The organism is Fortiea sp. LEGE XX443 (genome assembly GCF_015206815.1).
Classification (GTDB): Bacteria; Cyanobacteriota; Cyanobacteriia; order Cyanobacteriales; family Nostocaceae; genus Nostoc_B.
On the sequence record NZ_JADEXZ010000065.1, the window covers coordinates 1 to 26,216 of the forward strand.

Annotated in this window: 21 protein-coding genes and 2 pseudogenes; 15 read left to right on the top strand and 8 right to left on the bottom strand. The window is 38.7% G+C overall.

Annotated features, from left to right (window positions below; all coding sequences use genetic code 11):
- Positions 1–122: 122 nt before the first annotated feature.
- The 3 genes and pseudogenes from IQ259_RS20520 to IQ259_RS20530 form a co-directional block, all read left to right on the top strand.
- Positions 123–668, top strand: a pseudogene (locus tag IQ259_RS20520) (TldD/PmbA family protein); the annotation flags it as partial.
- Positions 669–680: 12 nt separating this feature from the next.
- Positions 681–1,391, top strand: coding sequence for a class I SAM-dependent methyltransferase (locus IQ259_RS20525; protein ID WP_193887849.1), 711 nt, complete (start codon positions 681–683; stop codon positions 1,389–1,391).
- Positions 1,392–1,478: 87 nt separating this feature from the next.
- Positions 1,479–4,103, top strand: coding sequence for a chloride channel protein (locus tag IQ259_RS20530; protein ID WP_193887850.1), 2,625 nt, complete (start codon positions 1,479–1,481; stop codon positions 4,101–4,103).
- Between the two features lie 12 nt (positions 4,104–4,115).
- Here IQ259_RS20530 and IQ259_RS20535 read toward each other — a convergent pair whose 3' ends face one another.
- Positions 4,116–4,646, bottom strand: a complete 531-nt coding sequence (locus IQ259_RS20535) for a GNAT family N-acetyltransferase (protein ID WP_193887851.1) — start codon at positions 4,644–4,646, stop codon at positions 4,116–4,118.
- Between the two features lie 662 nt (positions 4,647–5,308).
- Between IQ259_RS20535 and IQ259_RS27815 the strand changes: the two are divergent.
- A pseudogene (locus tag IQ259_RS27815) lies at positions 5,309–5,557 on the top strand (IS4 family transposase); the annotation flags it as partial.
- 351 nt (positions 5,558–5,908) lie between these two features.
- Here the strand turns inward: IQ259_RS27815 and IQ259_RS20545 are convergent.
- Positions 5,909–6,091, bottom strand: coding sequence for a hypothetical protein (locus IQ259_RS20545; RefSeq protein ID WP_193887852.1), 183 nt, complete (start codon positions 6,089–6,091; stop codon positions 5,909–5,911).
- 96 nt (positions 6,092–6,187) lie between these two features.
- Here IQ259_RS20545 and IQ259_RS20550 point away from each other — a divergent pair, with 96 nt between their 5' ends.
- The 4 genes from IQ259_RS20550 (at position 6,188) to IQ259_RS20565 (ending at position 10,618) form a co-directional block, all read left to right on the top strand.
- Positions 6,188–7,081: a DUF4351 domain-containing protein gene (locus IQ259_RS20550; protein WP_193887853.1), complete on the top strand. Its 894-nt coding sequence runs from the start codon at positions 6,188–6,190 to the stop codon at positions 7,079–7,081.
- Positions 7,082–7,226: 145 nt separating this feature from the next.
- Positions 7,227–7,439, top strand: a complete 213-nt coding sequence (locus IQ259_RS20555; protein ID WP_193887854.1) for a type II toxin-antitoxin system HicB family antitoxin — start codon at positions 7,227–7,229, stop codon at positions 7,437–7,439.
- Between the two features lie 673 nt (positions 7,440–8,112).
- The gene (locus tag IQ259_RS20560; protein WP_193887855.1) at positions 8,113–8,394 is read left to right on the top strand and encodes a 4a-hydroxytetrahydrobiopterin dehydratase; all 282 of its coding nucleotides are present in this window, start codon (positions 8,113–8,115) and stop codon (positions 8,392–8,394) included.
- Between the two features lie 469 nt (positions 8,395–8,863).
- Complete coding sequence (locus IQ259_RS20565; RefSeq protein ID WP_193887856.1) at positions 8,864–10,618, top strand: iron uptake porin; 1,755 nt, start codon at positions 8,864–8,866, stop codon at positions 10,616–10,618.
- A 163-nt stretch (positions 10,619–10,781) separates the two neighbouring features.
- Here the strand turns inward: IQ259_RS20565 and IQ259_RS20570 are convergent, their stop codons facing one another.
- The gene (locus tag IQ259_RS20570; protein WP_193887857.1) at positions 10,782–11,144 is read right to left on the bottom strand and encodes a type II toxin-antitoxin system RelE/ParE family toxin; all 363 of its coding nucleotides are present in this window, start codon (positions 11,142–11,144) and stop codon (positions 10,782–10,784) included.
- Positions 11,134–11,391, bottom strand: coding sequence for a hypothetical protein (locus IQ259_RS20575; RefSeq protein ID WP_193887858.1), 258 nt, complete (start codon positions 11,389–11,391; stop codon positions 11,134–11,136). Before IQ259_RS20575 ends, IQ259_RS20570 begins: the two co-directional genes overlap by 11 nt.
- 487 nt (positions 11,392–11,878) lie before the next feature.
- Here IQ259_RS20575 and IQ259_RS20580 point away from each other — a divergent pair, with 487 nt between their 5' ends.
- From IQ259_RS20580 to IQ259_RS20590, 3 genes are read left to right on the top strand one after another with little or no spacing between them, the layout of a single operon-like run.
- Complete coding sequence (locus IQ259_RS20580; protein WP_193887859.1) at positions 11,879–13,081, top strand: AAA family ATPase; 1,203 nt, start codon at positions 11,879–11,881, stop codon at positions 13,079–13,081.
- A gap of 46 nt (positions 13,082–13,127) precedes the next feature.
- Positions 13,128–14,102: a tRNA epoxyqueuosine(34) reductase QueG gene (gene queG / locus IQ259_RS20585; RefSeq protein WP_193887860.1), complete on the top strand. Its 975-nt coding sequence runs from the start codon at positions 13,128–13,130 to the stop codon at positions 14,100–14,102.
- The gene (locus IQ259_RS20590) at positions 14,077–14,715 is read left to right on the top strand and encodes an HAD-IA family hydrolase (RefSeq protein ID WP_193887861.1); all 639 of its coding nucleotides are present in this window, start codon (positions 14,077–14,079) and stop codon (positions 14,713–14,715) included. Before queG ends, IQ259_RS20590 begins: the two co-directional genes overlap by 26 nt.
- Before the next feature lie 85 nt (positions 14,716–14,800).
- Here IQ259_RS20590 and IQ259_RS20595 read toward each other — a convergent pair whose 3' ends face one another.
- Entirely contained in the window at positions 14,801–15,163 is a 363-nt protein-coding gene (locus IQ259_RS20595; protein WP_193887862.1) for a hypothetical protein, read from the bottom strand.
- Positions 15,164–15,687: 524 nt separating this feature from the next.
- Here IQ259_RS20595 and IQ259_RS20600 point away from each other — a divergent pair.
- Positions 15,688–17,667, top strand: a complete 1,980-nt coding sequence (locus IQ259_RS20600) for a primary-amine oxidase (protein WP_193887863.1) — start codon at positions 15,688–15,690, stop codon at positions 17,665–17,667.
- 377 nt (positions 17,668–18,044) lie between these two features.
- On the top strand, positions 18,045–19,571 hold the full coding sequence (gene bchB, locus IQ259_RS20605; protein ID WP_193887864.1) for a ferredoxin:protochlorophyllide reductase (ATP-dependent) subunit B: 1,527 nt from the start codon (positions 18,045–18,047) through the stop codon (positions 19,569–19,571).
- Positions 19,572–19,624: 53 nt separating this feature from the next.
- On the opposite strand, the gene IQ259_RS20610 is transcribed toward bchB, so the two are convergent.
- Positions 19,625–20,059: a PIN domain-containing protein gene (locus IQ259_RS20610; RefSeq protein WP_193887865.1), complete on the bottom strand. Its 435-nt coding sequence runs from the start codon at positions 20,057–20,059 to the stop codon at positions 19,625–19,627.
- Positions 20,056–20,301 (bottom strand): DUF2281 domain-containing protein, encoded by a 246-nt coding sequence (locus IQ259_RS20615; protein WP_193887866.1) that lies wholly within the window; start codon positions 20,299–20,301, stop codon positions 20,056–20,058. The genes IQ259_RS20610 and IQ259_RS20615 overlap by 4 nt, the downstream gene beginning before the upstream one ends.
- Positions 20,302–20,383: 82 nt before the next feature.
- On the opposite strand from IQ259_RS20615, the gene IQ259_RS20620 reads away from it, so the two are divergent.
- Both IQ259_RS20620 and IQ259_RS20625 read left to right on the top strand, forming a co-directional pair.
- Positions 20,384–20,635: a DUF4926 domain-containing protein gene (locus tag IQ259_RS20620; RefSeq protein WP_193887867.1), complete on the top strand. Its 252-nt coding sequence runs from the start codon at positions 20,384–20,386 to the stop codon at positions 20,633–20,635.
- Between the two features lie 417 nt (positions 20,636–21,052).
- Positions 21,053–24,160: a plasmid replication protein, CyRepA1 family gene (locus IQ259_RS20625; protein ID WP_193887868.1), complete on the top strand. Its 3,108-nt coding sequence runs from the start codon at positions 21,053–21,055 to the stop codon at positions 24,158–24,160.
- Between the two features lie 8 nt (positions 24,161–24,168).
- Here IQ259_RS20625 and IQ259_RS20630 read toward each other — a convergent pair whose 3' ends face one another.
- Entirely contained in the window at positions 24,169–26,016 is a 1,848-nt protein-coding gene (locus tag IQ259_RS20630) for a bifunctional serine/threonine-protein kinase/formylglycine-generating enzyme family protein (RefSeq protein WP_193887869.1), read from the bottom strand.
- Positions 26,017–26,216: the final 200 nt, after the last annotated feature.

The window sequence follows — 26,216 nt, forward strand, 5'->3', positions numbered from 1 at the left end:
GTTGAGTGCAGACATTTATCTTGCATATATTTGGGAGGAAAGAGCAGTTGCCGACGGCAACTGCTCTTTCCCCCTTCAGAATGATTATCATTTTTATGGCTTGTATATCTTATTCTCTGGAAGTCCCTAAACAAGTAGTTGCTTCCAGTCTCACCCTCTATCAAGACCCTGAAGCTGGCCCTTATAGTTGCCCTTTTGATGATGAAGGAACTCCCACTACTGCTTTAGTATTTGTCCAAGATGGAATATTACAGCATTTTTATGGCGATCGCACCACAGGCCGTCAACTGGGTATCGGTACAACTGGTAATGGTTTTCGCCCTGGTTTAGGTAGCTATCCTACCCCTGGTTTATTTAATTTTTTGATTCAGCCGGGTTCGGCATCGCTGCGAGATTTAATTCGGCAACTGGATAATGGTTTAATCGTAGATCAAATGTTAGGTGGTAGCAGTGGCATTTCGGGCGACTTTTCGATAAATATTGATTTAGGCTACCGTGTAAAAAACGGTCAAGTAATTGGCCGTGTTAAAGATACGATGGTTGCAGGTAATGTTTACACAGCCCTGAAACAAGTCATGCAATTAGGCGACGACGCTGATTGGAATGGTTCTTGTTATACTCCATCATTAATAGTCGAAGGACTATCCACCACTGGCAGAAATCATTAAACGGCCGAAATTATGAATTTTGTCAATAGCACAACCGATGCTATCCAACTTGATAGAGTTGTCTTTTTTGGTCGCACTTTATCAGAATATGTGAAATTTTTTGATCTAGATTTATCTCAGTGGCAAAAATGTAGAATCTTAGATTGTCCTGCTGGTGCAGCTTCGTTTGTGGCGGAAGTTCATCAAATGGGTATCGATGCTGTTGCTTGTGATCTGTTGTTCAATTTAGATGAAACAAATTTGAGGGCAAAAGGGCAAGCAGATTTAGCCCATGTTATGGAAAGACTGGCTGATGTTACTCATAACTATAATTGGGATTTTTATCAAAATATTGAAAAATTAAATGAATGTCGCCATACAGCATTAGAAAACTTTCTGGCAGATTATCCAAATGGTCGCCAAGTAGGGCGTTACATCCAAACTGTATTACCAAAATTACCTTTTAGCGATCGCAGCTTTGATTTAGTATTAAGCGGTCATTTTTTATTTCTATACAGTGATTGTTTTGATTATGCTTTTCACTGGCAAACCATATTAGAACTTTACCGAGTCTGTTCCCAAGAAGTCAGAATCTACCCACTGCAAGGGAAGGATGCTCAACCATATGCTTTTTTAAATAATTTAATCAATGATTTAAATAATGCTGAAATTGCCGCTGAAATTGTCGATGTACCTTGGGAATTCCTCAAAGGTAGCAATCAGATGTTGCGTCTGTGGCGTTAGCAGATAATATTTTGCGTAATTTAAATTACAATTTCAAGCTATAACTATGAACAGGAACCATAAATAAATTGTGAAATTTATATTTTTATGTCGCTTCCTGTTCTAACTCAGCGCTTGCGTCATTGGTGGCAGCCTAGAAAAGGTTTAGCGATCGCCGAAGCTTCTATTATCGGTATTGTAGCGGCTTTATCTGCGGTATTTTTAAAAGTGGGTTCGGGATGGTTGGGAGCATGGCGCGTTCATAATTCCCACGTTTATCCAGCATGGTTAGCTTTACCAGTAATTGGTTTAATTTTTGGCTATCTGGCTGGTTGGTTAGTTCAGCGGTTAGCGCCAGAAGCTTCTGGTAGCGGTATCCCACAAGTAAAAGCTACCCTGGCTAATGTGCCGATGAAATTGTCTTGGCGTGTAGCATCCGTCAAGTTACTCAGTGCCATGATTGTCATTGGTTCGGGCATAACTCTGGGTAGACAAGGCCCTACTGTGCAAGTCGGCGCAAGTTTAGCCGCAGGGATGAGTCGCTTAGTTCCCACTTCCCCAGATCATCGGCGACAGATGATCGCTGCGGGTGCAGGTGCAGGTTTAGCGGCTGCCTTTAATGCTCCTCTGGCTGGTGTCATATTTATTATTGAAGAGTTACTGCAAGATTTATCTGGTTTAACTTTAGGAACCGCCATCATCGCTTCATTTATTGGCGGCGTAGTATCGCGGCTATTGGGTGGTGGTAGTCTGCAACTAAATCTGGAATTGATGCAATTTTCTAGTCAGTTTTCTCTCCCAGAAATTCCCTTTTTCTTAGTGTTGGGAATCTTGGCAGGTTTACTGGGTGCATTATTTAATCACGGTATAGTTTTTAGTATAAAATTCTATCGACGTTTACATATTAGCTTGCCACTAAAAGTAGCTTTGGCAGGACTTGTTTCCGGGATTATAGTATGTATCCTACCGGAATATTTTCGGAATAATACAGGCTTACGGGAGTATATAATTACAGGGGAATCTAGCACTTCAGTCGCAGCGATCGCTTTTATTGCTCAATTTATCCTCACCTTAATAGCTTTTGGTTCTGGTGCGCCTGGAGGATTATTTGCACCTAGTCTGATTTTGGGTTCTTGTTTAGGACACTTGGTTGGTGTTTGGGAGTCCCACTTATTAGGTGCAGGTTCTTTACCTACCTATGCTTTAGCCGGAATGGGCGGATTTTTTAGCGCCGTTTCTAAAGTCCCAATCACCGCAATTGTGATTGTATTTGAAATGACCACAGATTTCAATCTTGTTTTACCTTTGATGATTGTGGCTGTGGTAGCTTACCTCGTTGCTGATAAAGTCATGCCGGGATCGCTTTACGATAAACTTTTGCAGATGAAAGGCATTACACTCACAAAAGTAGTCTCAGATGAAAGTATTCTCACAACCTTAACTGCTGAAGATGTCATGCAACAGCAAGTAGAAACCCTGGATGCAGACATGACGTTAGAAGAAGCCAAGCAAGCATTTTCCAGTTCTCATCATCGGGGTTTCCCTGTAGTAGAAGATAGCAAACTGGTAGGGATTGTCACGCAATCAGACTTGATGAAAACGCCTCATCGCAACCTACCAAACTATACTCCTTTAAGGGAAATCATGACCCATGCGCCGATTACGGTCGCACACACACACAACCTGAGTAATGTACTGTATTTACTTGATCGCTATCAAATTAGTCGTTTGCCAGTTATAGATGGGCGAAAATTGATTGGAATTATTACCCGTGCAGATATCATTCGCGCCGAAGCCGGCCATCTGAATGGTGAAAATGTTACCCCAGCACCACAAGCAGAACCTTCTTATGTAGTTTACCAAACGCGATCGCCTAGTATTGGCAGAGGTAGATTATTAGTGCCAATAGCTAACCCCGAAACTGCGGCGACTTTATTACAAATGGCTGCTGCTATTGCCCGCGATCGCCACTATGAAATAGAGTGCGTACAAATAATGTTGGTGTCACGCCACAGTTCCCCCGACGAAACCGAAGTTAGAACTGCCAAAAGTCGGCGCTTACTGCGACAAGCCGAAGTCTTAGCCAAAAAGTGGCAAATTCCTCTGCATACACAAATTCGTGTTGCCCATGATGCCGCCCAAGCTATCTTAGAAACAATCAGCGAACGACACATAGACTTAATTTTAATGGGCTGGAAAGGTAACACTTCCACCCCAGGGCGGATTTTTGGCAATATTGTAGACACAATAATTCACCAAGCTACCTGTGATGTAGTATTGGTGAAATTGGGTAATAGCCAGGATTTAATAGTTAATCCCACTCTCCAATTTAACCGTTGGTTAGTACCAATGGCTGGCGGCCCTAATGCTAGATTCGCTATTAAATTGTTACCTGCATTGGTGACAACATTGGGAAATGACCCAGAGATTCACTTAATACAAGTATTCAAGCCATCAGAATTAAAGCCAGACATGAAAATTTTAGAACAAGCCATTAACCAATTAATGCGTCGCCGTCAATTATCTAGTACTGTGGTGGCTACGCCAGTACAAGCTGACTCAGTTTCTCAAGGGGTGATTAATTTTGTAAAAACTCAAGGCTTTGATGTTGTAGTTTTGGGTGCAACCCGCGAGGGATTGTTACAACAAGCAATTCAAGGTAATATTCCCGAAGCGATCGCTTCTGGTGTAGAAAGTACAGTGATTTTAGTACGTGGTGCAATTAATAAATAAAAATCTACTTAATTAACATAATTTTACGCCGTAAACAAACTTTTTCTGAGACTTGTAAAGTATCGTTTTCCTCGCTATTTCTTGTAGCCTATAAAAATTGGCAATCCATTTAAGATGATGAGAATAAAATACAAATTTATACTTATTATTGGCTGATTTGGGCAAATGAGCCAAACTATCAAAAGTCACAAAATCTAAATCCTGCATCATTTTGATCACAATTTTATTGGCACTGATTGTATATAAATTTTTTCTTCTTTTTAAGGCATCTTCGCATGATTTATCAAACAACGACCTTCCCAGTCCCATCCCTCTAAATTCTTTCAATACAAATAAGGCCGCTATTTTATTCCAGTCTTCATGGAAGTCATAGCTCAAACAGGCTCCTACAAAACTACCATTCTCATCTTCAGCCACCATGATATGCTCTGCTGTCATCCATTCTGTTAGGGAATAACCCATAATGTTAGGTGTCAGCTTTATTTGCCTAACCAGTAACCTGGCTTCAGGTTTTGTAACTTTTCTTTTAGATATTCTAAACATAATCAAAACTTAAACATCAGATAGACAGTTTGACAAAAACATATCATACAGATGAGCCGAAAGAAAAGATTTGATATTAACATCTTCTTGATTAAACTAAAAGTACTATACTTATTTTCAATTTCCAGGAAATCAAAGTTTAAATTAAATAAAATTCCTACCGTAGCTTCTAATTTTTTCTGATATGCTAACAATCCCCAAAAAATTAATACAATAGCTGGAGTCATAAACCCGAATATACAAAACAACTGCGTCCAAAGATAGGCACTATTCGACAATGTACTTCTACTAAAAGTTGCGTTAAAATAAATTAAAATTAAAATACCTAAAAGCAAGTTAACAGGCCGTTTAATTTTCTCGGTAAAATCCCAATATATTTGTTTTAATTGCTGGGTAATATCATCTTGATTAGGCAATATTTTTTGCATGTTATTTGTCATCTCAGTCAGATAGTCATGATATTTTTGAATTTTGACACTCAGCTTATGACAATCTTGGATAACTATATGTATACTTAAGCCAGATAAGGGAATCCCAATAATGATAAAGTTGATAAAAGAATAAGGAAAATAACAGAAGTGTTGAATGTTAAGAAATATGTGATAAAAAACGCCCAAAATATGGTAAATTTTGGGCAAAAGATTAAAACAAATTGATTGATAATGATTGTAAATTCATTTCCCAAGATTGTCAAAGATATACTCAGACCGTTACCAAAAAATGATTATCCGGTTTTGAACAGCCGTCTTTACGTTGAGTGTTGGTTGGCTTATGCCTTGGATAATAGTTTAACAAGTATGCGGGACTTATTTAAACGATTAAACAATACAGGAATCGACGTAAGGATTTCAACATTTTCCCAAGCTAACATACATAGAAGTCAAGAAACATTCCAAAAGATTTATCAAAAATGTTAATGGTATTGCTATTCAAATCTATTCTAGTCTCATCGCTTATCTGATTTTACAGCTTGTATCTGTTCCCAAAGAATGGGGTGAAAAGATGTTAGATAAATTCCGCTATCTTCTCTTCGAGACGCTACGCGAACAGGCTTGTATGTGTCAACAAATCAGTTATGTTCATTGGATGGAAGATATTATAAAATCTTGACATTTTTACCATTAGTAATACTACTCTATCTAAATATGTAAAGTTTTGTAACAGCATTCAACATTTCTGGTTTCTACTAGAACAAAAGTTAGCCCAAAATATGCGATTACTTTAATTAACAATGCTTCTGGCAGAATTGATGGTAAAATTAGTCAGCAGGGACTAAGAGTTTCTCTACATTTAAAATAAATAATATTATCCAAAGAGCGATCGCCTCCCAAATTACCAGTATAACGGAGGGCGATCGCTCTTTTTAATATAGATAAAGGTGTATGGGCGATCGCTATTTTGAAATAAGCTGAGTTTTTGGTGCGATCACTCTTGTGAATTAACAAAGAAATCTGAAGGCGATCGCTCTTTTTAAAAAAGTCGAATTTTTGGTGCGATCGCTTTGGTAAAATAGGCTAAATCTCCATGCCTGCACCAAATGAATGACAAGATTCATCCATGATCAATTTGCCAAAGACTACCTAGAAGAACTACTAAAAACATTTGGACAAGTGCAAGCACCAAGCCGAGTCGCATCAGAAGTGCGAGAAATCGACGTATTATTCACACCAAATGCCACACCAACAGCCAACAGAGAAACATTAGGCTTATTAGGAAAAATGGCGACAACACCAGCCATATTTGAACCCTTCCGCAACCCAGCATCCGTAGGCGAAATCAACGATTGCATATCAAAATTATCATCAATTAAAAGCGCAATGCAGCGAGAAGCAAAGCGCAATAAGATAAAAATCCCAAACTCCGAAATTCCCCAACTGTGGATACTCACACCCACAGCATCAAAAAATCTCATCTGCGGGTTTGGTGCAACGCAAAAATCAGAGTGGGGAAAAGGAGTGTACTTTACACCAAAACACTACTGCACAGCGATAGTAGTAATTCATCAGTTACCATGTACACCCGAAACACTATGGCTCAGAATATTAGGACGTGGTAAAGTACAACGTCAAGCGATTGATGAATTAACAGCACTATCAGCAAATCATCCGTTTTTGAGAGTCACGTTAGAATTACTTTATAACCTGCAACAAAACTTGCGAATCAATCAAAATATAGAAACAGAGGATCGGGAGTTAGTAATGAGATTAGCACCACTGTATCAACAAGACAGGGAACGAGCTAGACAGGAAGGGTTACAGCAAGGAGAACAACAACTAATTCTGCGATTGTTAAATCGACGATTGGGAAATCTAGATTTGTCTCTAATTGAACGAGTTCAAAGATTATCTATTGAGCAGTTAGAAGCATTAGGAGAAGCATTATTAGATTTTTGTACAGTAGCAGATTTAGAAGTTTGGTTAAGCCAACAAAAATAATTAAATATTGATGACTTTAGTTAATTGATGTGCGATCGCCATCCAAATTGCAAGTATAACTGAGGGCGATCGCTTTTATATGCTAATTTTACTAAGACTCGCTATCATAGCATATTGTTAGTCAATAAAGTAATTCTAAAATAATATGAAATCAACGTTAAATATTTTAATTGAAAAAGACGAGACTGGATACTCAGCTTCTTGCCCTGCAATGGAAGGCTATCAAGTCAAAGCCAAATCTCTAGATATTGTTGTAGATAGCTTAAAAGCAGTATTGAAGAATTACCTAGAACAAGAGCTTCCAAAAACTCCCACAACAACAGTAAGACCGAGTTGGGAAATTGCCCAAGATTTATGACGCATTCTTCATTTCTAATAGTCTAAAAAATCCACCCAGTCGATATTTTTGTAACTATATTGTCACTATTGAAGTATCTCTACCCAAACGAGACTTTTCTGAAAAAGTAAGAGACTGACTTATGGTGCAATTAGAAGTTATTTAGAAAAATTTTCGATTTTGTACTCTTCTTCCAACATTCGTGTGTTATATTGATTCAAGGTTAAAGCCCAGAGCGATTGCTCTGCCTTATTGAAACTAAGTCCGCTTAGGCAACAAGGAGGTGATGCCCATGATAGAAAGTAGTAAAAGCATGGGTCATCAGGTTGCAGTTAGCCGGCTGCGCGCCGGGGCTGTTCTCTAAAGTTAGCCTTAGTTACATTGAGAAACTAAGTTAGCTCAAGTGACTAGGCAAAACTGGGAGTTCCTCCCGGCAGTCTGGTTGCAACCTGAAGACCCGCTACACCGCTCTGAATATTAGGTCAACAGACCTAAATCAGAGCGGATAGTTTTTTATAAGTTACTTTCAGAAAATCAACTCTTCGTATGATTCTTCTGGATTTATATATATATTTTCATTATCAAGTCCCGATTTTCCAAAAAGCCAGGTACTAACTCGCAAAAAGTCCAACCCAGTTATTTTAACCCAGACATTAGAAATTAAAGCTTTCACAGAATATCAGGATTTTTAGCTATGGCACAACTACTGACTAAAGCAGAAATTCAAGAACGTGCAAGTGGTCTATCAGGTTGGACTGTTGAAGGAAACGAGTTGCAGACTACTCACAAATTTAAAGATTTTGTTGCAGCAATTGAATTCGTTAATAAGTTGGTGGAACCTGCTGAATCCGCGGGACATCATCCAGACATAGAAATTTCCTATAACAAAGTCAAGGTTACACTTACAACTCATGATGCAGGTGGGTTAACTCAAAAAGACTTTGACCTAGCGACGGTAATTTCTCAAATTGGTTAAAGTCTTTTGCATAGTTTCGACTAGGTGACGGAAATTTAATATTGCTGAATAAGGGGATGAATTAGGCTGAGATGGTGAGACAAGGCTGCGGAAAAAATTGCCTTGCGCGTCTTCCAAAGGCACTCTGTTAGGCAGCTTTGCCGATTTTTTCAATGGGAATTACAAATGCTCTCGACCTTACTCTCGCCAGAGAAAAGATAGAAGTTTTCCTGTGACAGTTTAGCAGCCGATCGCACTTAGCTTGTCATCTGCGGCTAATGCTTTATAATCATAAGCTATAAGGCTATGTTTTTGTATAAGTGAATTGCATCAATTTTTAACCTTAAGTTAATCAGATGTTAGCTTTGCAAAAACTAAAATTGTAGTAATGGCACTGCACCTCATTAACGAAATTCCAAAAAATCTCGGATTAATGAGAATAAGTGCAATGAAACAATTCTGTATACAAGGTGTGAGGAGAAAAGTAAAAATGTCTAATCTCTTGTGGAAATCCCTCGTGGTTAGCCCGGCAGTTTTAGGAGCAACGTTACTCGTTTCAGCAACAGCAATTGCGGCTCCCAATGCAACCACAGAAGTTTCAACAACTGAAACAACCGTTGCAGCAGAAGTTGTTCAGCCAGAAATCTTGGCACAAGCAGCTCCTACTAACAGCGACAGCAAAGTCATAGACCAAGTTAACAATTACAGCACCGAAGGCAGAGGCAACAATTCTCTGTCTCAAGTAACTTCGGTTTCCCAGTTTTCTGACGTGCAACCAACCGACTGGGCTTTCCAAGCATTACAGTCCTTGGTAGAGCGTTACGGTTGTATTGCTGGTTATCCTAATGGTACTTATCGTGGGAACCGCGCTCTCACCCGTTACGAATTTGCTGCTGGTTTGAACGCTTGTTTAGATCGGGTAAATGAATTGATTGCCACAGCAACAGCTGACTTGGTAACTAAACAAGATTTAGCAACTCTCCAGCGGTTACAAGAAGAATTTTCGGCTGAATTGGCAACCTTGCGTGGCCGTGTGGATGCTTTAGAAGCACGGACTGCTGAATTAGAAGCTAATCAATTTTCCACCACCACCAAACTAGTTGGTGAAGCAATTTTCGCCGTTACCGATGTATTTGGCGATCGCAGTGGAGAAAGAAACAATACTGTTTTCCAAGACAGAGTACGTCTAGGCTTGCAAACCAGCTTCACAGGTAGAGACGTGTTGACCACCCGTTTAACCGCTGGTAATGCTACTCCCTTTACTCTAGCCGACAACGCTGGTAACGATATTAATAGCGCAGAACCGTTACAAACGTTCAATGTTGGTAGCACCGGTGCCAACGACGTTGAAATAGACCGATTAACCTATGAAGCTCCCCTTGGCCCAGTCCAAGTTTACTTAGCTGCGGCTGGTGGTAAACACAGCCACTATACTGCTGTAAATAACCCCTACTTCTTTGACAGAACAGATGGCGGTAATGGTTCACTGTCCACCTTGTCATCTGAAAACCCAATTTACCGCATCGGTGGCGGCGCAGGTCTAGCATTAAATATACCTTTTGGTCAAGGTGGCAGTATTATCAAGCCCAGTTCCATCACCGTAGGTTACTTAGCATCTGAAGCTGATAGTCCAACTTCTGGTGAAGGTCTGTTCAACGGTAACTATGCAGCTTTAGGACAATTGAACTTTGGTCTTGGCGATCGCGTAGCTCTTGCTGCTACTTATGTCCACGGTTATCACGGTACAGGTAGTGCTTTATTCGATGGTGGTGAGCAAGACAATTTAGGAACAGGTGTAGTAGGCACTAACTTAGGCAACCTAGCTGGTGGTTCTAACCGATTGACTGGAGAGCAAAGTCCATACTCTAGCAATTCCTTTGGTTTATCAGCAGCATTCAGACCTAGCGATAAACTCTCCATCAGTGGTTTCATTTCTTACAGCGATGTCACTGGCTTTGGTGCTAATGACAATGCTGAAGTTTGGAGCTACGGCGTTGGTGTAGCACTACCTGACTTTGGTAAGAGAGGTAACGTCCTCGGTGTATTTGCAGGTGTTCAACCTTATGCTCGTGGTATACAAGCAGGTGCCAACGATCTTCCATATCAAGTAGAAGGCTTCTACAAATATCGCGTATCTGATAATATTTCCATCACCCCTGGTGTGATTTGGTTGTCCTCTCCTGGTCAGAGCGACAATAACGAAGATGCGTTCATTGGTACTCTCAGAACAACCTTCACATTCTAGAAAGTTGAAAATCCTGATCTAACTTTCAATTAAAATTTACCCCGCCGAAAGGTGGGGTTTTTTGCTGGCTTTGCATTATCAATTTTCTAAAATTAGGCAACACATTTAAACCCCACAACCCAGACCAAATCACAGTTTCTTAATTACGAATTACGAATTGGTATTAGATATCCTCACCATAAAAATCAGCGACAATATCTCGAATTTCATTTGCATCAATATCTTCTCCGTCAGATTTTGAATAAATCGTTAGCAACAAAATACTTGTCGGTGACTCAACTTGGTAAATCAAGCGGTATCCAGCACTCTTACCTTTTTGGATATTACTGTTGCGAACTCTTACTTTGTAAACAACGTACTTCTCACCAATACCACCAATCCTGTCTCCGAAAATATTTCCTTGTTGTAGTTGTTCGATAATTGGTTGGACATCAGAGCGAATATTGCGAAATCTTTTTGAGAGTCTGTAAAGTTCCTGCTCAAACTCATCAGAAAATCGAATTGAAACCGCCTTATCACTCTGCATCAATCCTTTCCCATAGCTCACTAATTGGTCTAGTTTGCCCTGTTTTTGCTTGCTGCAAGGCTCTCCTCAAGCTGGCTTTAATCTCCTCAACAGGTGTATCGTCAGGATCAACCTCTTCAGTTTCTGTTGGTTCTGGAACTAAGACAATCACCCGCACTTGATGAGGATAAGTCGTTCCGTGAATCGGCTCATCTAGAATCAGGTTTCCCGCAGAGTCAATTTTGCCAGTCACTTCGATCGCTTTCATTTGTTATCCACCTCATTGTGTAGTAGATTTTAAGCTAATCCACCTTTAAGTTAGATAGTGTTTAGCCTCCGAGAGACGCAGGGATGCAATTTGAATGATTATTAGCTTAACACGAGCAAATCCGAGCAGGTTAAGGGAGTTGAAGTATATTTAAGCTTGACTTAAAAAAGCTTTGCTCTTGTTTTCTGATATCAATTTAAGATTAAAGATTACTGGTTATACTAAGCTGTTGAGTCAAAACCTTGAATCAGAAACTGAACACGGCTTGACGCATCTATTCATCCATACTACAATATACTACACAGCACTTATTGACTGACTGTTTACTATTCAAAACCAGACTATACTTGTAGCATGTAGTTTATATCTGGCTGAATTTTGAACAACATCAATTCTTGTAAGGCTTTGATGAATAAAATTAAGTAAATTAATTTTTATTTACTGTGATGTATATTGGCGCAAACATTGTTACAAAATAAGTGAAAATATGGAATTTAATTATTTTAGAAGTAACGAAAGCACATCCAATAATAATAAACAGCAAAACTTACTAACTAGCGGTTGGCGACCATTACAAAGAGAGTTAGATTGGGAATTTTTATGGCAACTTGCGCGTGATGACAACAAGGAATTCACCCAAAAAACCTTGAATTTAGCCAGTACGTTTGGTGAAGTTTTAGGGAGAAATAATTTTACTTGGTGGGCTAACTTATTAGGTGTAGCCTCAGAGAATACCCGCTATGAATTAGAGAAATTCTGGAATTATATTACACCCGATCCGCAATCACCAGATCATCGCTATAAAGATGTTTTAAGTACAGAGACTCCAATATTACAATTTGTCAGTCGCAACAGCATACCGATTGATTACGTTTTGAACCGCCTACAAGAAATTGCTGTTTTACGTGTCTTACAAATCTTGGGCCGCCCTAATGTAATTACCCAATATTACTCCGAAAGAGATTTTTATTTCCCTGTCGAAAAATTTGTGAGTTGGGAACGCCTAGATGTTGTTAATACTGTTAATGCTTATTGGTCAACGTACGATATTTGGCTGCAAATTGAACCATACGATCGCGGGCGGCGACAGTACACTTTAATGGCGAAAGATTTAGCGCCATTAGTCAATAAAGCTACTTTTGACTTAGCCGTGATGTTAAGTGGCTATCAAAGCCGTGTGGGTAAAGTTCACAGTCAATTCCCGATTCGCACATTTCCAACAGATATTCAAAGTTTCACAGACGCATTACAGCAGGCGGTTCTCAATCAAAACCAGTTAGCAGTAGTGGTACACGGTAAACCAGGAACAGGTAAAACTGCATGGACACAAGCAGTAGCTAAAGAGATTCTCATGCCTTTGGGGTATGTCATCTTTATTTTGGATCATGATGCGATCGCTAACTTTGTCCCACCGACTTATTTAGAGCGGATTTGTATTATCATTAACGAAGCTGACAACTTAGCACAAAATCGAGCTTCAGAAATAGCGCAATCCAACAATAAAACAGAACATATTTTGAGTTTGCTGGATGGAACTTTATATCAAAGTGTGATTGATGAATCTGGTATTCAGATGAAGCAGCGGTTAGTGGTATTAATGACTTGCAACACCACAGAAAGATTAGATCCAGCAATGTTACGTAAAGGACGGGTAGATTTAATAGCTGAGTTTACACAGCTATTTGTTTAATTTTTTTTATTCTAGAGTAGCTTGTATTTTCAACTGGCGATCGCAAATGAATCAGGGTGTTGTAATCAGCAGTAGTACAGTAAAAGAGAAAGCTTTGGAGTTAGGCTTTCACAAAGTTGGCATTGCTGCTGTAGATCAAGAAAATAATTCAGAAGCACAGAGATTGCAAGCATGGATAGCACTGGGTTATCACGCTGATATGGAATGGATGAGTAACCCAAAGCGTCAAGATATTCGTTTAGTCATGGCTGAAGTGCGATCGCTTGTGTGTGTTGCGCTCAATTACTACACCCCACATCAGCGCCTTGAAGGCGAGGAATACGCCAAAATTTCCCGCTATGGTTGGGGAAGAGATTATCACAAAGTCATGCACAAAAAACTCAAGGTACTAACTACCTGGCTAGAATCTCTAGGTGAAGGTGTTCAAGCAAGGTACTATGCAGATACAGGCCCCGTGCAAGATAAAGTCTGGGCGCAAAAAGCCGGAATAGGCTGGATTGCCAAGAATGGTAATGTCATCACCAGAGAGTATGGTTCTTGGTTGTTTTTAGGAGAAATTGTGACAAACTTGGAACTAGAATGCGATCGCCCCCATACACAACATTGCGGTAGCTGTACTCGTTGTTTAGAAGCTTGTCCCACAGGTGCAATTACCCAGCCTTTTGTAGTTGATGCCAATCGCTGCATTGCTTATCATACCATCGAAAATCGAGCCGAAAAATTGCCAGAAGCGATCGCACTCCACTTACAAGGCTGGGTTGCAGGTTGTGATATTTGTCAAGATGTTTGTCCTTGGAATCAGCGCTTTGCTCACACAACTGACGTGACAGATTTTCAACCTTATCCTGGGAATATTTCGCCCAAGCTGATAGAATTAGCAAAAATCTCAGATGAGGAGTGGGACAGACAATTTCCGGCATCAGCGTTGCGGCGGATTAAGCCAGAAATGCTAAGACGTAATGCCCGTGCTAATCTTGACGCATCCAGGCGAAATAATGACTCAGAAAGTAATTGTTTTTGATTTTGATGGCACAATTGCAGATACAGTAGAAGCCCTTGTAGGTATTGCCAATCGTTTAGCTACAGAGTTTGGCTACAGACAAATTACTCCAGAGCAACTCGCTTACTTGAGGAATTTAACCTCTAGAGAAATTATTAAATACTCAGGCGTTTCTCTATTGAAGATTCCTTTTCTACTCAAAAAAGTCAAATCAGAATTAAAAAATAAAATTCACGAATTTCAACCAATTCCGGGAATTCAAGAAGCACTCACAGAACTCAAAAATCAAGGTTATAAGTTAGGAATTATTACTTCTAATTCTAAGGAAAACGTTACGGCTTTCCTAGAAAACCACGAATTGGAAAACCTCTTTGATTTTATTTATTCAGGAGTAACTATTTTTGGAAAAACAACGATTATTAATAATGTATTAAAGCAAAAGCAACTTAAAACTCAAGCAGTTATCTATGTTGGTGATGAAACCAGAGATATAGAAGCATCAAAGAAAGCTAATATTAAAGTAGTTGCAGTCACTTGGGGGTTTAATTCTCCAGAGATATTGTCTAAGCAGAAGCCAGATTTTTTAATTCACCACCCAAGGGAACTGCTAGAAATTGTTAAAAATTGCTGTTAATAAGTCAATAATTCATAGTATCAAGTGATTTAATTATTGACTGAAAAATGATGAAGAACGCCAGGGGCGAACATACTTCAGTTGACTATTTTTTAGGTTGACCTTTTTTTATAGCTTGTTTTACTAAATCATCACTGACATTTGATACACCTTCAGTTTGAGAACCACCAACTTCCTTAGCTAATTCTAAATAATCATCAGGATTACCAGTTGGCTTGGCTTCAATTGTTTCCTCTTCTGCTTCTGGAACTTCATGTTGAGGAACAGTTGCTGTTGTGCCTTCTGTAGTACCATCTATTTCACCAACGCTGAACTGCTGTGCGGCTGCATAGTCGGCTTCAAAATCTACTTTTGGTGCTTTTTCTTCACCACTAGCAATATTTTCTGCGGCTAATTGTGCATCATGGGTAGTAGCTTCGTTTGGATTGGGTTTTACTTTATCAGCCATAACTAATACCTTACCTTGAGTAATGTTTGAATTGCTAAGGCGATTTTATCAAAGTGCTTTGCAGTATTCCTGCCCTCTGGGGAGAGATTCTTACCTCTATTAGAAGGTAGATAAAATTGAAACTTTTTACTTTAAATAATTCTTTCTTTTGACAGTTGAGAATAAATCTATCTGTTGTATTTTTTTTAAACTAGTATTAGTTGAACGCCACTATTATAAAAAACTTTACCAAATAGCTACCAACATATACGGTACTTTTTTAGTGATCAAGGATACAACTTTAAAATATTAGTTAATTACAAAAAATATCAAGGCTAGTCATAAACCTCATCTATGTTGGGATCTGGAGTTTTTGATGATTCTGTTGTATCATTGCGACGTAAGGAAGCAATCTGATCATCTCGATAAAAAACTACGATTCTCAAAGTAGACGAAGTTTAGAAAGAAAACAATGCTGAATCTTACGGTTTTGAGGCTGGTACATAGAAATAAATAAATATACGTTTCTTGTTATCTTTTAAAGAATGATTGAAAGGCTCAAATTTTTTTGGTTAGCCATTACCATTATTATCTTTACTTTAATTTCACTGGTATGGATAGGAATATTATCTGCTCAACAACCTGCGATAACTCATCCTTTAACATCATTAACCGAGGTAGAAATTACAACAGCTGTTGCAGTCATCCAAAAAGAAAAAGCTTTGAGTGATATGGCTGTATTTCCTGTTGTGACTTTACAAGAGCCAAATAAAAATGAAGTTTTAAATTTTTCCCCAGGTAAATTATTTCAACGAAAAGCTTTTTTGGTAATCTATGAGCGATCGCAAAACAAAACCTATGAAGGGGTAGTTGACTTACAAACTCAGTCTCTAACTTCTTGGAAAGAAATACCTCATGCTCAACCTGCGCTGGTTAATTCAGAATATGAACTAGCAAATCATGCAGTAAAAGCTGATTCTAGATGGCAGAAAGCCATGCAAAAGCGGGGAATTACAAACTTTGATGATGTCAAAATTAATTGCTGGTCTTCTGGAATACTCAGTAAACAGGAAGAAGCCGCGGGTAATCGTTTTTGTCGAGCCTTATCTTATTATCGAGGCGATCGCTGGAATTATTATAGTAGTCCAATTGAAGGTGTACTAGCAACTGTAAATTTAAATACAGGCCAAGTTGCCAGTTTTATAGATAGAGGTGTCATACCAATCTCTCAAGAAAACTGGAACTATGATATTAAATCTTTGGGCAAATTACTCATACCACCAAAAGCATTAAAAATCCTCCAACCTAATGGTAAAACCTTCCAAATTAATGGTAATGAAATTAGCTGGCAAGGTTGGAAGTTTCATTATTTGATACATCCCCGTGACGGGTTAGTGTTGTATTTAGTAAGTTACAAAGATGGTGAAAATATTCGACCAGTTTTGTACCGTGGTAGCTTATCAGAAATGGTAGTACCTTATGGTGATCCTAACCCTGCTTGGTCATTTCGCAATGCTTTTGATGTTGGTGAATATAATTTGGGTTTACTAGCTAACACGATGGAGTTAGGTAAAGAAATTCCAGAAAATGGAGTTCTACTAGATGCTGTATTTGCCAACGAACAGGGAGAACCTTTCACAATGTCGGGTGTTGTTGGTATTTACGAGCGCGATAACGGAGTTCTTTGGAAGCACTATGAATACAACACCCAACGCAACAATGTCCGTCGCAATCGTGAATTAGTTGTGATTATAACTACAACAATTGACAACTACGATTACAGCATTAATTGGATTTTTCACCAAGATGGAATTTTAGAAGTACAGAACGAATTAACAGGAATTGTCCTAGTGCAGGGAACAACTTTAGAGAAAGAATCTCAAAATAATTCTTATGGAAGGCTATTAGCTAAGAATCTTTTGGGTGTAAATCATCAGCACTTTTTTAATTACCGTCTCGATATGGATGTAGATGGACAGGCAAATTCTGTAATGGAAATGAATGTTAATTCTTTGCCAATAAATGATAAAAATCCCCTAGGGAATGCGATCGCAGTACAAGAAACTCCATTAACAACAGAAACCGCTGCTGTGCGTGATGTCGATATGAAACACAGCCGAGAATGGATGATTGCGAGTGCAGACAAAAAGAATACTCTGGGTGCTGGAACTGCATATATGCTAATACCTGGGGGAAATTCTAGATTTTTCCCAGTAGAAGGTGCAGAAATTCGTAAAAGGGCAGAATTCGCTACTCATCACCTCTGGGTAACTAAATACAAACCAGATGAACTGTATGGTGGTGGCAATTATCCCAACCAAAGTCAACCAGGGCAAGGTTTACCAAAGTATATTTCCGACGATGAATCATTAACAAATGAGGATATCGTTCTGTGGTACACAATGGGAATGACACACGTACCTCGTCCAGAAGATTGGCCTGTGATGCCTGTTCACCGTATTGGATTTAAGTTAGTTCCGAGAGGTTTCTTTAGCCGCAACCCAGTCATTAATTTGCCTGAGTAAGCTCCAGATCCCCGACTTCTCAAAAAAGTCGGGGATCTAGTTCTTCGCAAATAATTAGCGATCGCCATTCACGCAATAAAAGATATATTTAGAAATATTAAGAATAATTTCTCTAAATTTATGAATAAATGTTGAATACCTGCTCTATCTCGATAAATAGATTTGCACAACACTAAGATTTATTTCGTTAAACAATATATCGGTTGCTAAAGTTAGAAGCTGAACTCCAATCATGAGAAAGGTTTCAGCGATCGCCACGGTAATAAACTAGTAAATAGTCCTATTTATTCAGTGCTACAAGTTTTGAGACAATCAAAGACTAAATAATTCCGCAATCATAGTCCACCTCTGATTCAGTTCACAAGGGAGAACGCCTGATGAAATTGGCTTACTGGATGTATGCAGGCCCAGCCCATATTGGCACTTTACGAATCGCCACTTCGTTTAAAAACGTTCATGCGATTATGCACGCCCCACTCGGAGATGATTACTTTAACGTCATGCGCTCCATGCTATCGCGGGAGCGAGACTTTACACCAGTAACAACCAGTGTTGTCGATCGCAATGTTTTGGCGCGTGGTTCTCAAGAAAAGGTGGTTGACAACATTACTCGCAAAGATGCTGAAGAACACCCAGATTTGATTGTGTTAACTCCCACTTGCACCTCTAGTATTTTGCAAGAAGATTTGCACAACTTTGTGGAACGCGCCCGAATTGAGGCTAAAGGCGATGTGCTGTTGGCGGATGTAAATCATTATCGTGCTAACGAATTGCAAGCAGGCGATCGCACCCTGCATCAAATCGTCCAATACTACATCGAGAAAGCCCGCAAAAAAGGCGAACTACCTACAACCAAAACCGAAAAGCCATCAGTTAACATTATCGGTATTTCTACCCTTGGTTTTCACAACAACCACGACTGCACCGAACTGAAAAAACTCATGGGAGATTTGGGAATTGAGGTGAATGCAGTCATTCCCGAAGGTGCATCAGTTCACGAGTTGAAGAATTTACCCAAGGCTTGGTTTAACTTAGTTCCTTACCGAGAACTCGGTTTAATGACAGCTGATTACCTCCAAGCCGAATTCGGCACACCTTGTATAGACATTACCCCGATGGGTGTAGTGGAAACTGCCCGTTGTATCCGCAAGATTCAACAGGTAATTAACGAACAAGGCGCAAATGTTAACTACGAAGATTATATTAACGAACAAACCTTGCATGTCTCCCAAGCTGCTTGGTTTTCCCGTTCCATCGACTGTCAGAATTTGACTGGTAAGAAAGCTGTAGTATTTGGCGACAATACCCACGCCGCCGCCCTCACCAAAATTCTCTCACGAGAAATGGGGATTCATGTAGTTTGGGCAGGAACTTACTGTAAATACGATGCTGATTGGTTCCGCGAACAGGTAAGCGAATATTGCGACGAAGTGCTGATTACTGATGATCATGGCGCAATTGGAGACGCGATCGCCCGTGTCGAACCCTCAGCCATTTTCGGTACACAAATGGAACGCCACGTTGGTAAACGCTTAGATATTCCTTGCGGTGTCATTGCTGCACCTATTCATGTGCAGAACTTCCCTATTGGTTACAAACCATTTTTAGGTTACGAAGGTACAAATCAAATCACAGATTTAATCTACAATTCCTTCACTTTAGGAATGGAAGATCATCTATTAGAAATATTTGGCGGACACGATACGAAGGAAGTAATTACTAAAGGTATTTCTGCCGGATCTGATTTGAATTGGACTAAAGATGGGCTAGCAGAATTGAACAAAATACCTGGATTTGTGCGCGGTAAAGTGAAGCGAAATACTGAAAAATTCGCCCGCGATCGCGGCTTTAAAGACATCAATGCTGAGGTGCTATACGCTGCTAAAGAAGCTGTCGGAGCTTAACTAAAATTATTTTGTAATAGTTTAAAGTGAAGAGTAATTACTACTCTTCACTTTTATTTTGGTGATTGCACTAACTGGGCTATATCTTCACCAAGCCGAGTAAAATCATTAGTGTTAAGAGTTAATAAAACATCTACATTTGCTTTAATAGCAGCTTGAGCAATCAAGGCATCGTAAATTCCACCACCGGGAAGATTTAAAGTTACCATCCTGGCTATTGTGTCTTGATAATCCTCAGCAGTGAGAACAATTTTATGAAACTTATTGAGATTTTCTTGAACTAATCTTTGTGCTAGTTCTGGTTTAATTTTTGGTTTTTGAGGAAGGCGAGTCAGTATGGCATAAAGTTCAGCTAGAGTATGATTTGAAACAAAACCTTCTATTTGCCCTGTCTGAACACGCTGTAACCAAGGTAAACTTATTGAGTAATAGGGATGATCTGCCACAATTGCAGCAACAAGTACAGAAGTATCAAATAATATTTTCACCAAGCTATAAATTTTTGAATTCGCTCTTCTCTTAAATCATGAACAGCCGTTTCCCAGTTTTTTGAGCCTTGCGTTTTGACTACTAAGACACCTTCAACATATTCCGTAATATAATTTTCTTCTATCTGTTCATTTTTTTCTTCTGTCAGTCCTAAAAATTCAACAAAATCTAAAACTTCCTGTAATTTATTATCAGGCAGATGTTCTATTTTTTCTAAAATTTTTTCTTTGAGATAATTCATACTTACATTTACTAGATTCTGGATAATAACGTATATTGATTATTCTAATTATAAAATATATCAAAAATATAAACTATTACAAATGACAAAAGTTAGCTTATTTCAGTGGGCAGAACTGAAACAGGATGTACCTAACAGCCCTGTAAAAGCTGGACATAAGGGAGTTGTACTAGATTATCTCAATCCAACTCCGACTCAAAAAGAACCTGGATATATATTAGAAGTCTTTCAAAATGGCGAAACATTAGATGTGGTTTCTGTACCTATTTCTTGGGTAAAACTTTTACCTAAAATTTGGAGAAGTACTGAAAGCACTACAAAACAGACAGCTTGAGCTTTTCACTATCTTTACTTAAAATTTTAATTCAGCGTCAGCGTTGAGAGTTTATTCATATCTCTTAATTTATAGTTATTTTTATTACATTTTCCTAAAAAGTAATATTTCATGGCAGAGTATTGCTAGTCTCTACACCTTGACAGAGCAAGCGTTTTAATCTATTTAAGTAAGCCGTTACCTTAAGCTTGCGAATTAATACTGATAAATAAAATTTAATGTTCACTAATTATTACAATACAAGCTTATTAGTTGAGCGATCCCGCAAGCCAAAATAGCTCATCTACTGATTCACCGTTGTATTTCCAGCAACGAGGTATAAAAACATATCAAAAAAACATAGTATTTTCTGATCAAAAAATCTGGGGAAGGCGTGATAAGGTTTAAATCCAACCCATTCCATTCGCGCTTCTCACCATGTATCTACACTATTTAGAACCCAAACACCTTGAAGAGTTAGTCAAGGGTAGTAGTATAGATTTATACTTAGCGCAATTAAACTTTAAATCTCTTCAAGGTGCGATCGCCTATGAGTACCTGTTAATTTCTGAACTACTGCCGCGTACCAACGTTGGTATGATTAAAAGTGGCTGGTTACAGCGTTACAGTCATATCACCACAGGCGGTTGGTGGTGTGCTGGACTCGATCCGCTAAATAATTGGCAATTGATGGAATGGGGATGCTTTAAGCCAGATCAACCCCGCACCAAAGATGATGGCAAAGCAATTAAATATGAACATCCTCCCAGCACACCCACGCGCGTATTCTATTTGCGGGTAACGCTGGAAGTGTGGCAAGAAACTGCACAGCGTTACAATCTCAATTTACCTAACGACATCAGCGTTAATTCTAGTGGGGAAGCTGTTGGTTTTTGGCAATGGGTGATGGAACAGAACATACCCGTGATTATCTGTGAAGGTGCGAAGAAAGCAGCCGCACTGTTGACACAGGGGTATGCTGCAATCGCAATTCCAGGAATTACCAGCGGTTATCGAGTTGTCAAAGATGGATTCGGTAAAGTTACCAGTCGTCAACTTATTCCTGACTTAAGGTTATTTGCAACTGCAAAACGCAGCGTATATATATGTTTTGATTTTGAAACTAAACCTAAAACTATAGCAGCAGTAAATAATGCGATCGCTCAAATTGGCAGCTTATTTCAAGAAAAAAATTGCATCGTCAGAGTTATAGAACTTCCAGGCCCTGAAAAAGGCGTTGATGAGCTAATCGTTGCCAAAAATGCCAGTGCTTTTAATAAAATCTATCGCCAAAGTGTTGATTTAGAAATTTACCTAGCTCAAACCAAGCCACACACAGAATTAACTATTCCACCTGCATTAACAATCAACCGTCCTTATTTAGGAGAGATATCTTTTCCTAGTTCAGGATTAGTAGGTGTTAAATCAGCTAAAGGTACAGGTAAAACGACAGCATTACAAGCCATTGTTAAAGAAGCAAAAAATAAAAATCAGCCCGTATTATTAATTACCCACAGAATCCAGTTAGGAAAATTTTTATGTGACAAAGTTGGGATAAATTGGGGTTTAAATACTAATAATCATCATTTATTATCTTATGTTGAAACCAAAATTACTGAGTCTTTTGGTTTATGTGTTGACTCTATTTGGAAAATTAACTCAGATAATTGGCAAGGTGGAATAGTTATATTAGATGAAGTGGAGCAATTATTATGGCATTTATTAAATAGCGATACTTGCAAAAACAAACGCGTTAAAATTTTAAAGAATTTCCAGAAATTAATCACCACAGTTTTAAAAACTGGAGGTTTAGTAATCGCCCAGGATGCTGATTTGTCAGATGTATCCTTAGAATATTTGCATGGTTTATCAGGAACTAAGTTAATGCCTTGGGTGCTGGTAAATCAATGGAAACCGCAACGCGGATGGGATATAACTTTTTATGATTCACCAAACCCCACACCACTAATTCACCAATTAGAATTAGATTTACTTGCCGGACGTAAATGCTACGTCACTACTGATAGTCGTTCTGGACGTTATAGTTGCGAAACTATTGAAAATTATCTCAAAGAAAGATTAGAAAAATTACGCTACCAGTTTCCTAAAAGCTTAGTAATTAGTAGTAGAACTACAAATACACCTGGACATGCAGCAGTTGAGTTTGTAGCAACTATTAACCAAAAAATTGCCGATTACGACACACTGTTTGTCACACCCAGTCTAGGAACTGGTATTAGTATTGATGTTCAACATTTTGATAGAGTTTATGGCATTTTTCAAGGTGTAATTCCTGATTCTGAAGCACGACAAGCATTAGCACGCGTGAGAGATAATGTACCGCGAATTGTTTGGTGTGCTAAACGAGGAATTGGTTTAATTGGTAGTGGTAGTACAAATTATCGGTTACTATCAGATTGGTATCAAGCCAATCAAACAGAAAATTTAGCATTACTTAGCCCACTACATAAAATAGATGTAGATTTACCTTTAGTATATGACCCAATTCATTTACGTACTTGGGCTAAATTATCTGCTAGAGTCAATGCTTCTATTCGTCTCTATCGTCAGTCTATGCAAGATGGCTTAACTGCTGACGGACATCAAATCTGGCTACGGAGTAACGCTGTTCACAATAATATTATTCGAGATTTACGTTTAGCATTTTTAGCAACTGATCCTAGTGATTTAGCAACACGAAAAAGATTAATTTTAGAAATTGTTAAAGTCCAAAAAGATTGGTCAGATAAACGCCAAAAGGCTAAAGATATTAAACAGCAGATGCAGGAAATCAAACAAAAAAATCAATTAGTCACGGCGACGATTATTGCAGAAACAAAAGATATTGATTATGTAGAATATCAACAGCTATCATCAAAAAATTCTCTAACAGATGTCGAGCGTAATCAAATTTACAAATATACTCTCAAACAAAAATATGGTGTAGAAGTTACTCCCTTACTAAAAATGCGAGATGATCAAGGCTATTATGCTCAATTATTAATTCACTATTATTTGACCCACGAAAGTGATTATTTTCACGTTAGAGATCAGTATGAATGGCAACAGCAATTGCTTTGGGGTGAAGGAAAAGTGTTTTTACCAGATATCAAAACATATACCTTCAAGGTTGAAGCAATGAGAGCTTTAGGAATGGTACAGTTTCTTGATCCAGAAAGAAAATTTGCAGAGAATGATGCTGATTTATTGTGGTTAAGAGAAGTTGTTGACCAACACAGTAAACATATTAAACGCGTTCTAGGAATTGATTTAGTTAGGGAAGAAGAAACTATATCACCAATCAAAATACTGAGTAAATTGCTCAAGTTGTTAGGATTAAAGTTAAAATCAGTTAATGAAGGTTATCAATTAGACCCTGATACTTTCTACGATGGCAGGGAAAAAATATTTTTAGCATGGTATCAACGAGATGAGTTGATGTTAGCCAATCTTAAAAATGTGCAATTAGAAATGACTAATGTATCAAATTGGAAATTTGAGCCTGTTAAGAATCAGTCTATATTAGCGAGTTTATCAATGAGATAAATTACAATTTATTCTACAGAAAAGACGACTCGAAAACCGCAAATTCTTAAACCGCCATCTGATTCATTCCAACTGCGGCTGGCGCTGCGACACAGTTCTGCACCGAAATTCCAGGAACCACCACGCAACACGCGACGGTGGATATCGCCGCCATCTTGCCAAACTCTTCCGTCTGAGGGTGCGCCGTGGTAACTGTTGTGCCACGGGTCAGCACACCATTCCCAAACTAACCCGTGCATATCGTACAATCCAAAGGCGTTGGCTATCTGAAAACTGCCAACATCGGTGGTTTCTTTACGATATCTGGTTTTGCCTTCTATTAAATAAGTATCGCTGTCGCTGTAGTTGACTAATTCTGTGGTAATTTTTTCGCCAAAGTGAAAGTATGTGGTGGTTCCGGCGCGACAAGCATATTCCCATTCGGCTTCACTGGGTAAGCGATATTCCCGTCCGGTTTTTTGGGATAGTCTGACGCAAAATTCTATAGCTTCGTGCCAAGAAACGTTTTCTACTGGTCGATTGTGACCCTTAAATTTCGAGGGGTAGGGATTTAAGGTTTGTTTGACTTGGGGTAAGGTAGTAACAGCACGCCACTGTGCTTGAGTTATGGGATATTTACCCATAAAAAAGGGTGTGATCGCAACTCCATGTTGAGGACGTTCATCTGCATCGCCTTCAAAGTTGGATGAACCCATTTGATAAGTACCACCAGGAATAGCCACCATTTCGAGGGTTACGCCTTTACTCATTTCTTCCATAAAGAACTCGGCAGTGGCGCGATCGCGGTTGACTTCTCTACCGCCTGTGTCTACTGTAACTACTGCAAATTCATAGGTTTGTAAAGGAGGTAATGGTGTAATAATTTTTGGTTCTATTGGTAATCGCAGTAATGTCGGTTGAGTTGGTTGAGTTATTTTCGGCTCAATAATTACTGTTTTGGCAGATTTCAAATCATTCAAAACTTCAGTTGCTGATTGATATCTGTCACTCGCCAAATGTTGGAGTAATTTATCGAGAATTTTGCTTAAGTCTTCGCTAATAGAAATACCTTGTGCTTGTACATATTCCTGCCATAACCACTTACCATTCATGGCATCATAAAGAGGATCTTTAATTTGACCATAAGCATCTTGGATGGGCAAACATTGAGTCAACAAACGGACACAAGTTACACCCAAAGCATATAAATCACTGGCAGGACAAGCAAAACCAGCCATCTGCTCACTGGGAGCATAACCAATTGTATAAATTACTGTAGCTTGTCTGGCTATGCTAGTTTGGGTTACTTGTTTTGCACCACCAAAGTCAATTAATACTAGTTTGCCATCAGTTTCACGCCGAATAATGTTTTCTGGTTTAATATCGCGATGAATAATATTACAAGCATGAATAAATTCTAAAACTAATAATAAATCAGTTAATACTTGGCGAATTTTTTCCTCGTTAAAAGGTTGCTTTTTAACTTCTTCTAAAAGAGTCTTACCTTGAATAAATTCTTGCACTAAATATAAACTAGAACCTTGGGCAAAGTAAGCTAATAATCTGGGAATTTGGCTATGATTTTCTCCCAGTTCGTACAACCGAAATGCTTCTTCTTTGAAGAATTCTGCTGCTTTGGTACGGTGTCCGGTTCCTTGAATTTGCGGAAAGAACTGCTTGATGACGCAAGGTGCATCTAATCTATCTGCATCTTCGGCTGCATAAGTTTTGCTAAATCCGCCTTCGCCTAATAGGTTTAATAGGCGGTAACGGTTCCTGAGCAGTTTGCCAAAACTGCTTTGTCCGCAACTTATGCAAAATCTATTGCCGTCAGCATTGAAGGGATTTGAGCAATTGGGATTTTGGCAGATTTGCATAACGAGGGGGAGGTAGCATCTTGTCCAAAGTTAGCCCCAATATTATCGAATTGAAAACCGATTTCTAGACAAATAAATATATACTTAATTTCATCTGCATATATACCAGCAAAAAACAATACAGATGAGGGGAATTTATTTATTTGTCCCTTTGTGTTGGGTACTTTTTAAATTTGAGAATGAATGATATCACTAATTTC

Excerpts from the sequence above, each read along its gene's own strand:
- IQ259_RS20525 (WP_193887849.1), top strand. The coding sequence starts at position 681 with ATGAATTTTGTCAATAGCACAACCGATGCTATCCAACTTGATAGAGTT.
- IQ259_RS20530 (WP_193887850.1), top strand. The coding sequence starts at position 1,479 with ATGTCGCTTCCTGTTCTAACTCAGCGCTTGCGTCATTGGTGGCAGCCT.
- IQ259_RS20535 (WP_193887851.1), bottom strand. The coding sequence starts at position 4,646 with ATGTTTAGAATATCTAAAAGAAAAGTTACAAAACCTGAAGCCAGGTTA.
- IQ259_RS20550 (WP_193887853.1), top strand. The coding sequence starts at position 6,188 with ATGACAAGATTCATCCATGATCAATTTGCCAAAGACTACCTAGAAGAA.
- IQ259_RS20555 (WP_193887854.1), top strand. The coding sequence starts at position 7,227 with ATGAAATCAACGTTAAATATTTTAATTGAAAAAGACGAGACTGGATAC.
- IQ259_RS20560 (WP_193887855.1), top strand. The coding sequence starts at position 8,113 with ATGGCACAACTACTGACTAAAGCAGAAATTCAAGAACGTGCAAGTGGT.
- IQ259_RS20565 (WP_193887856.1), top strand. The coding sequence starts at position 8,864 with ATGTCTAATCTCTTGTGGAAATCCCTCGTGGTTAGCCCGGCAGTTTTA.
- IQ259_RS20570 (WP_193887857.1), bottom strand. The coding sequence starts at position 11,144 with ATGCAGAGTGATAAGGCGGTTTCAATTCGATTTTCTGATGAGTTTGAG.
- IQ259_RS20575 (WP_193887858.1), bottom strand. The coding sequence starts at position 11,391 with ATGAAAGCGATCGAAGTGACTGGCAAAATTGACTCTGCGGGAAACCTG.
- IQ259_RS20580 (WP_193887859.1), top strand. The coding sequence starts at position 11,879 with ATGGAATTTAATTATTTTAGAAGTAACGAAAGCACATCCAATAATAAT.
- queG (WP_193887860.1), top strand. The coding sequence starts at position 13,128 with ATGAATCAGGGTGTTGTAATCAGCAGTAGTACAGTAAAAGAGAAAGCT.
- IQ259_RS20590 (WP_193887861.1), top strand. The coding sequence starts at position 14,077 with ATGACTCAGAAAGTAATTGTTTTTGATTTTGATGGCACAATTGCAGAT.
- IQ259_RS20595 (WP_193887862.1), bottom strand. The coding sequence starts at position 15,163 with ATGGCTGATAAAGTAAAACCCAATCCAAACGAAGCTACTACCCATGAT.
- IQ259_RS20600 (WP_193887863.1), top strand. The coding sequence starts at position 15,688 with ATGATTGAAAGGCTCAAATTTTTTTGGTTAGCCATTACCATTATTATC.
- bchB (WP_193887864.1), top strand. The coding sequence starts at position 18,045 with ATGAAATTGGCTTACTGGATGTATGCAGGCCCAGCCCATATTGGCACT.
- IQ259_RS20615 (WP_193887866.1), bottom strand. The coding sequence starts at position 20,301 with ATGAATTATCTCAAAGAAAAAATTTTAGAAAAAATAGAACATCTGCCT.
- IQ259_RS20620 (WP_193887867.1), top strand. The coding sequence starts at position 20,384 with ATGACAAAAGTTAGCTTATTTCAGTGGGCAGAACTGAAACAGGATGTA.
- IQ259_RS20625 (WP_193887868.1), top strand. The coding sequence starts at position 21,053 with ATGTATCTACACTATTTAGAACCCAAACACCTTGAAGAGTTAGTCAAG.
- IQ259_RS20630 (WP_193887869.1), bottom strand. The coding sequence starts at position 26,016 with ATGCAAATCTGCCAAAATCCCAATTGCTCAAATCCCTTCAATGCTGAC.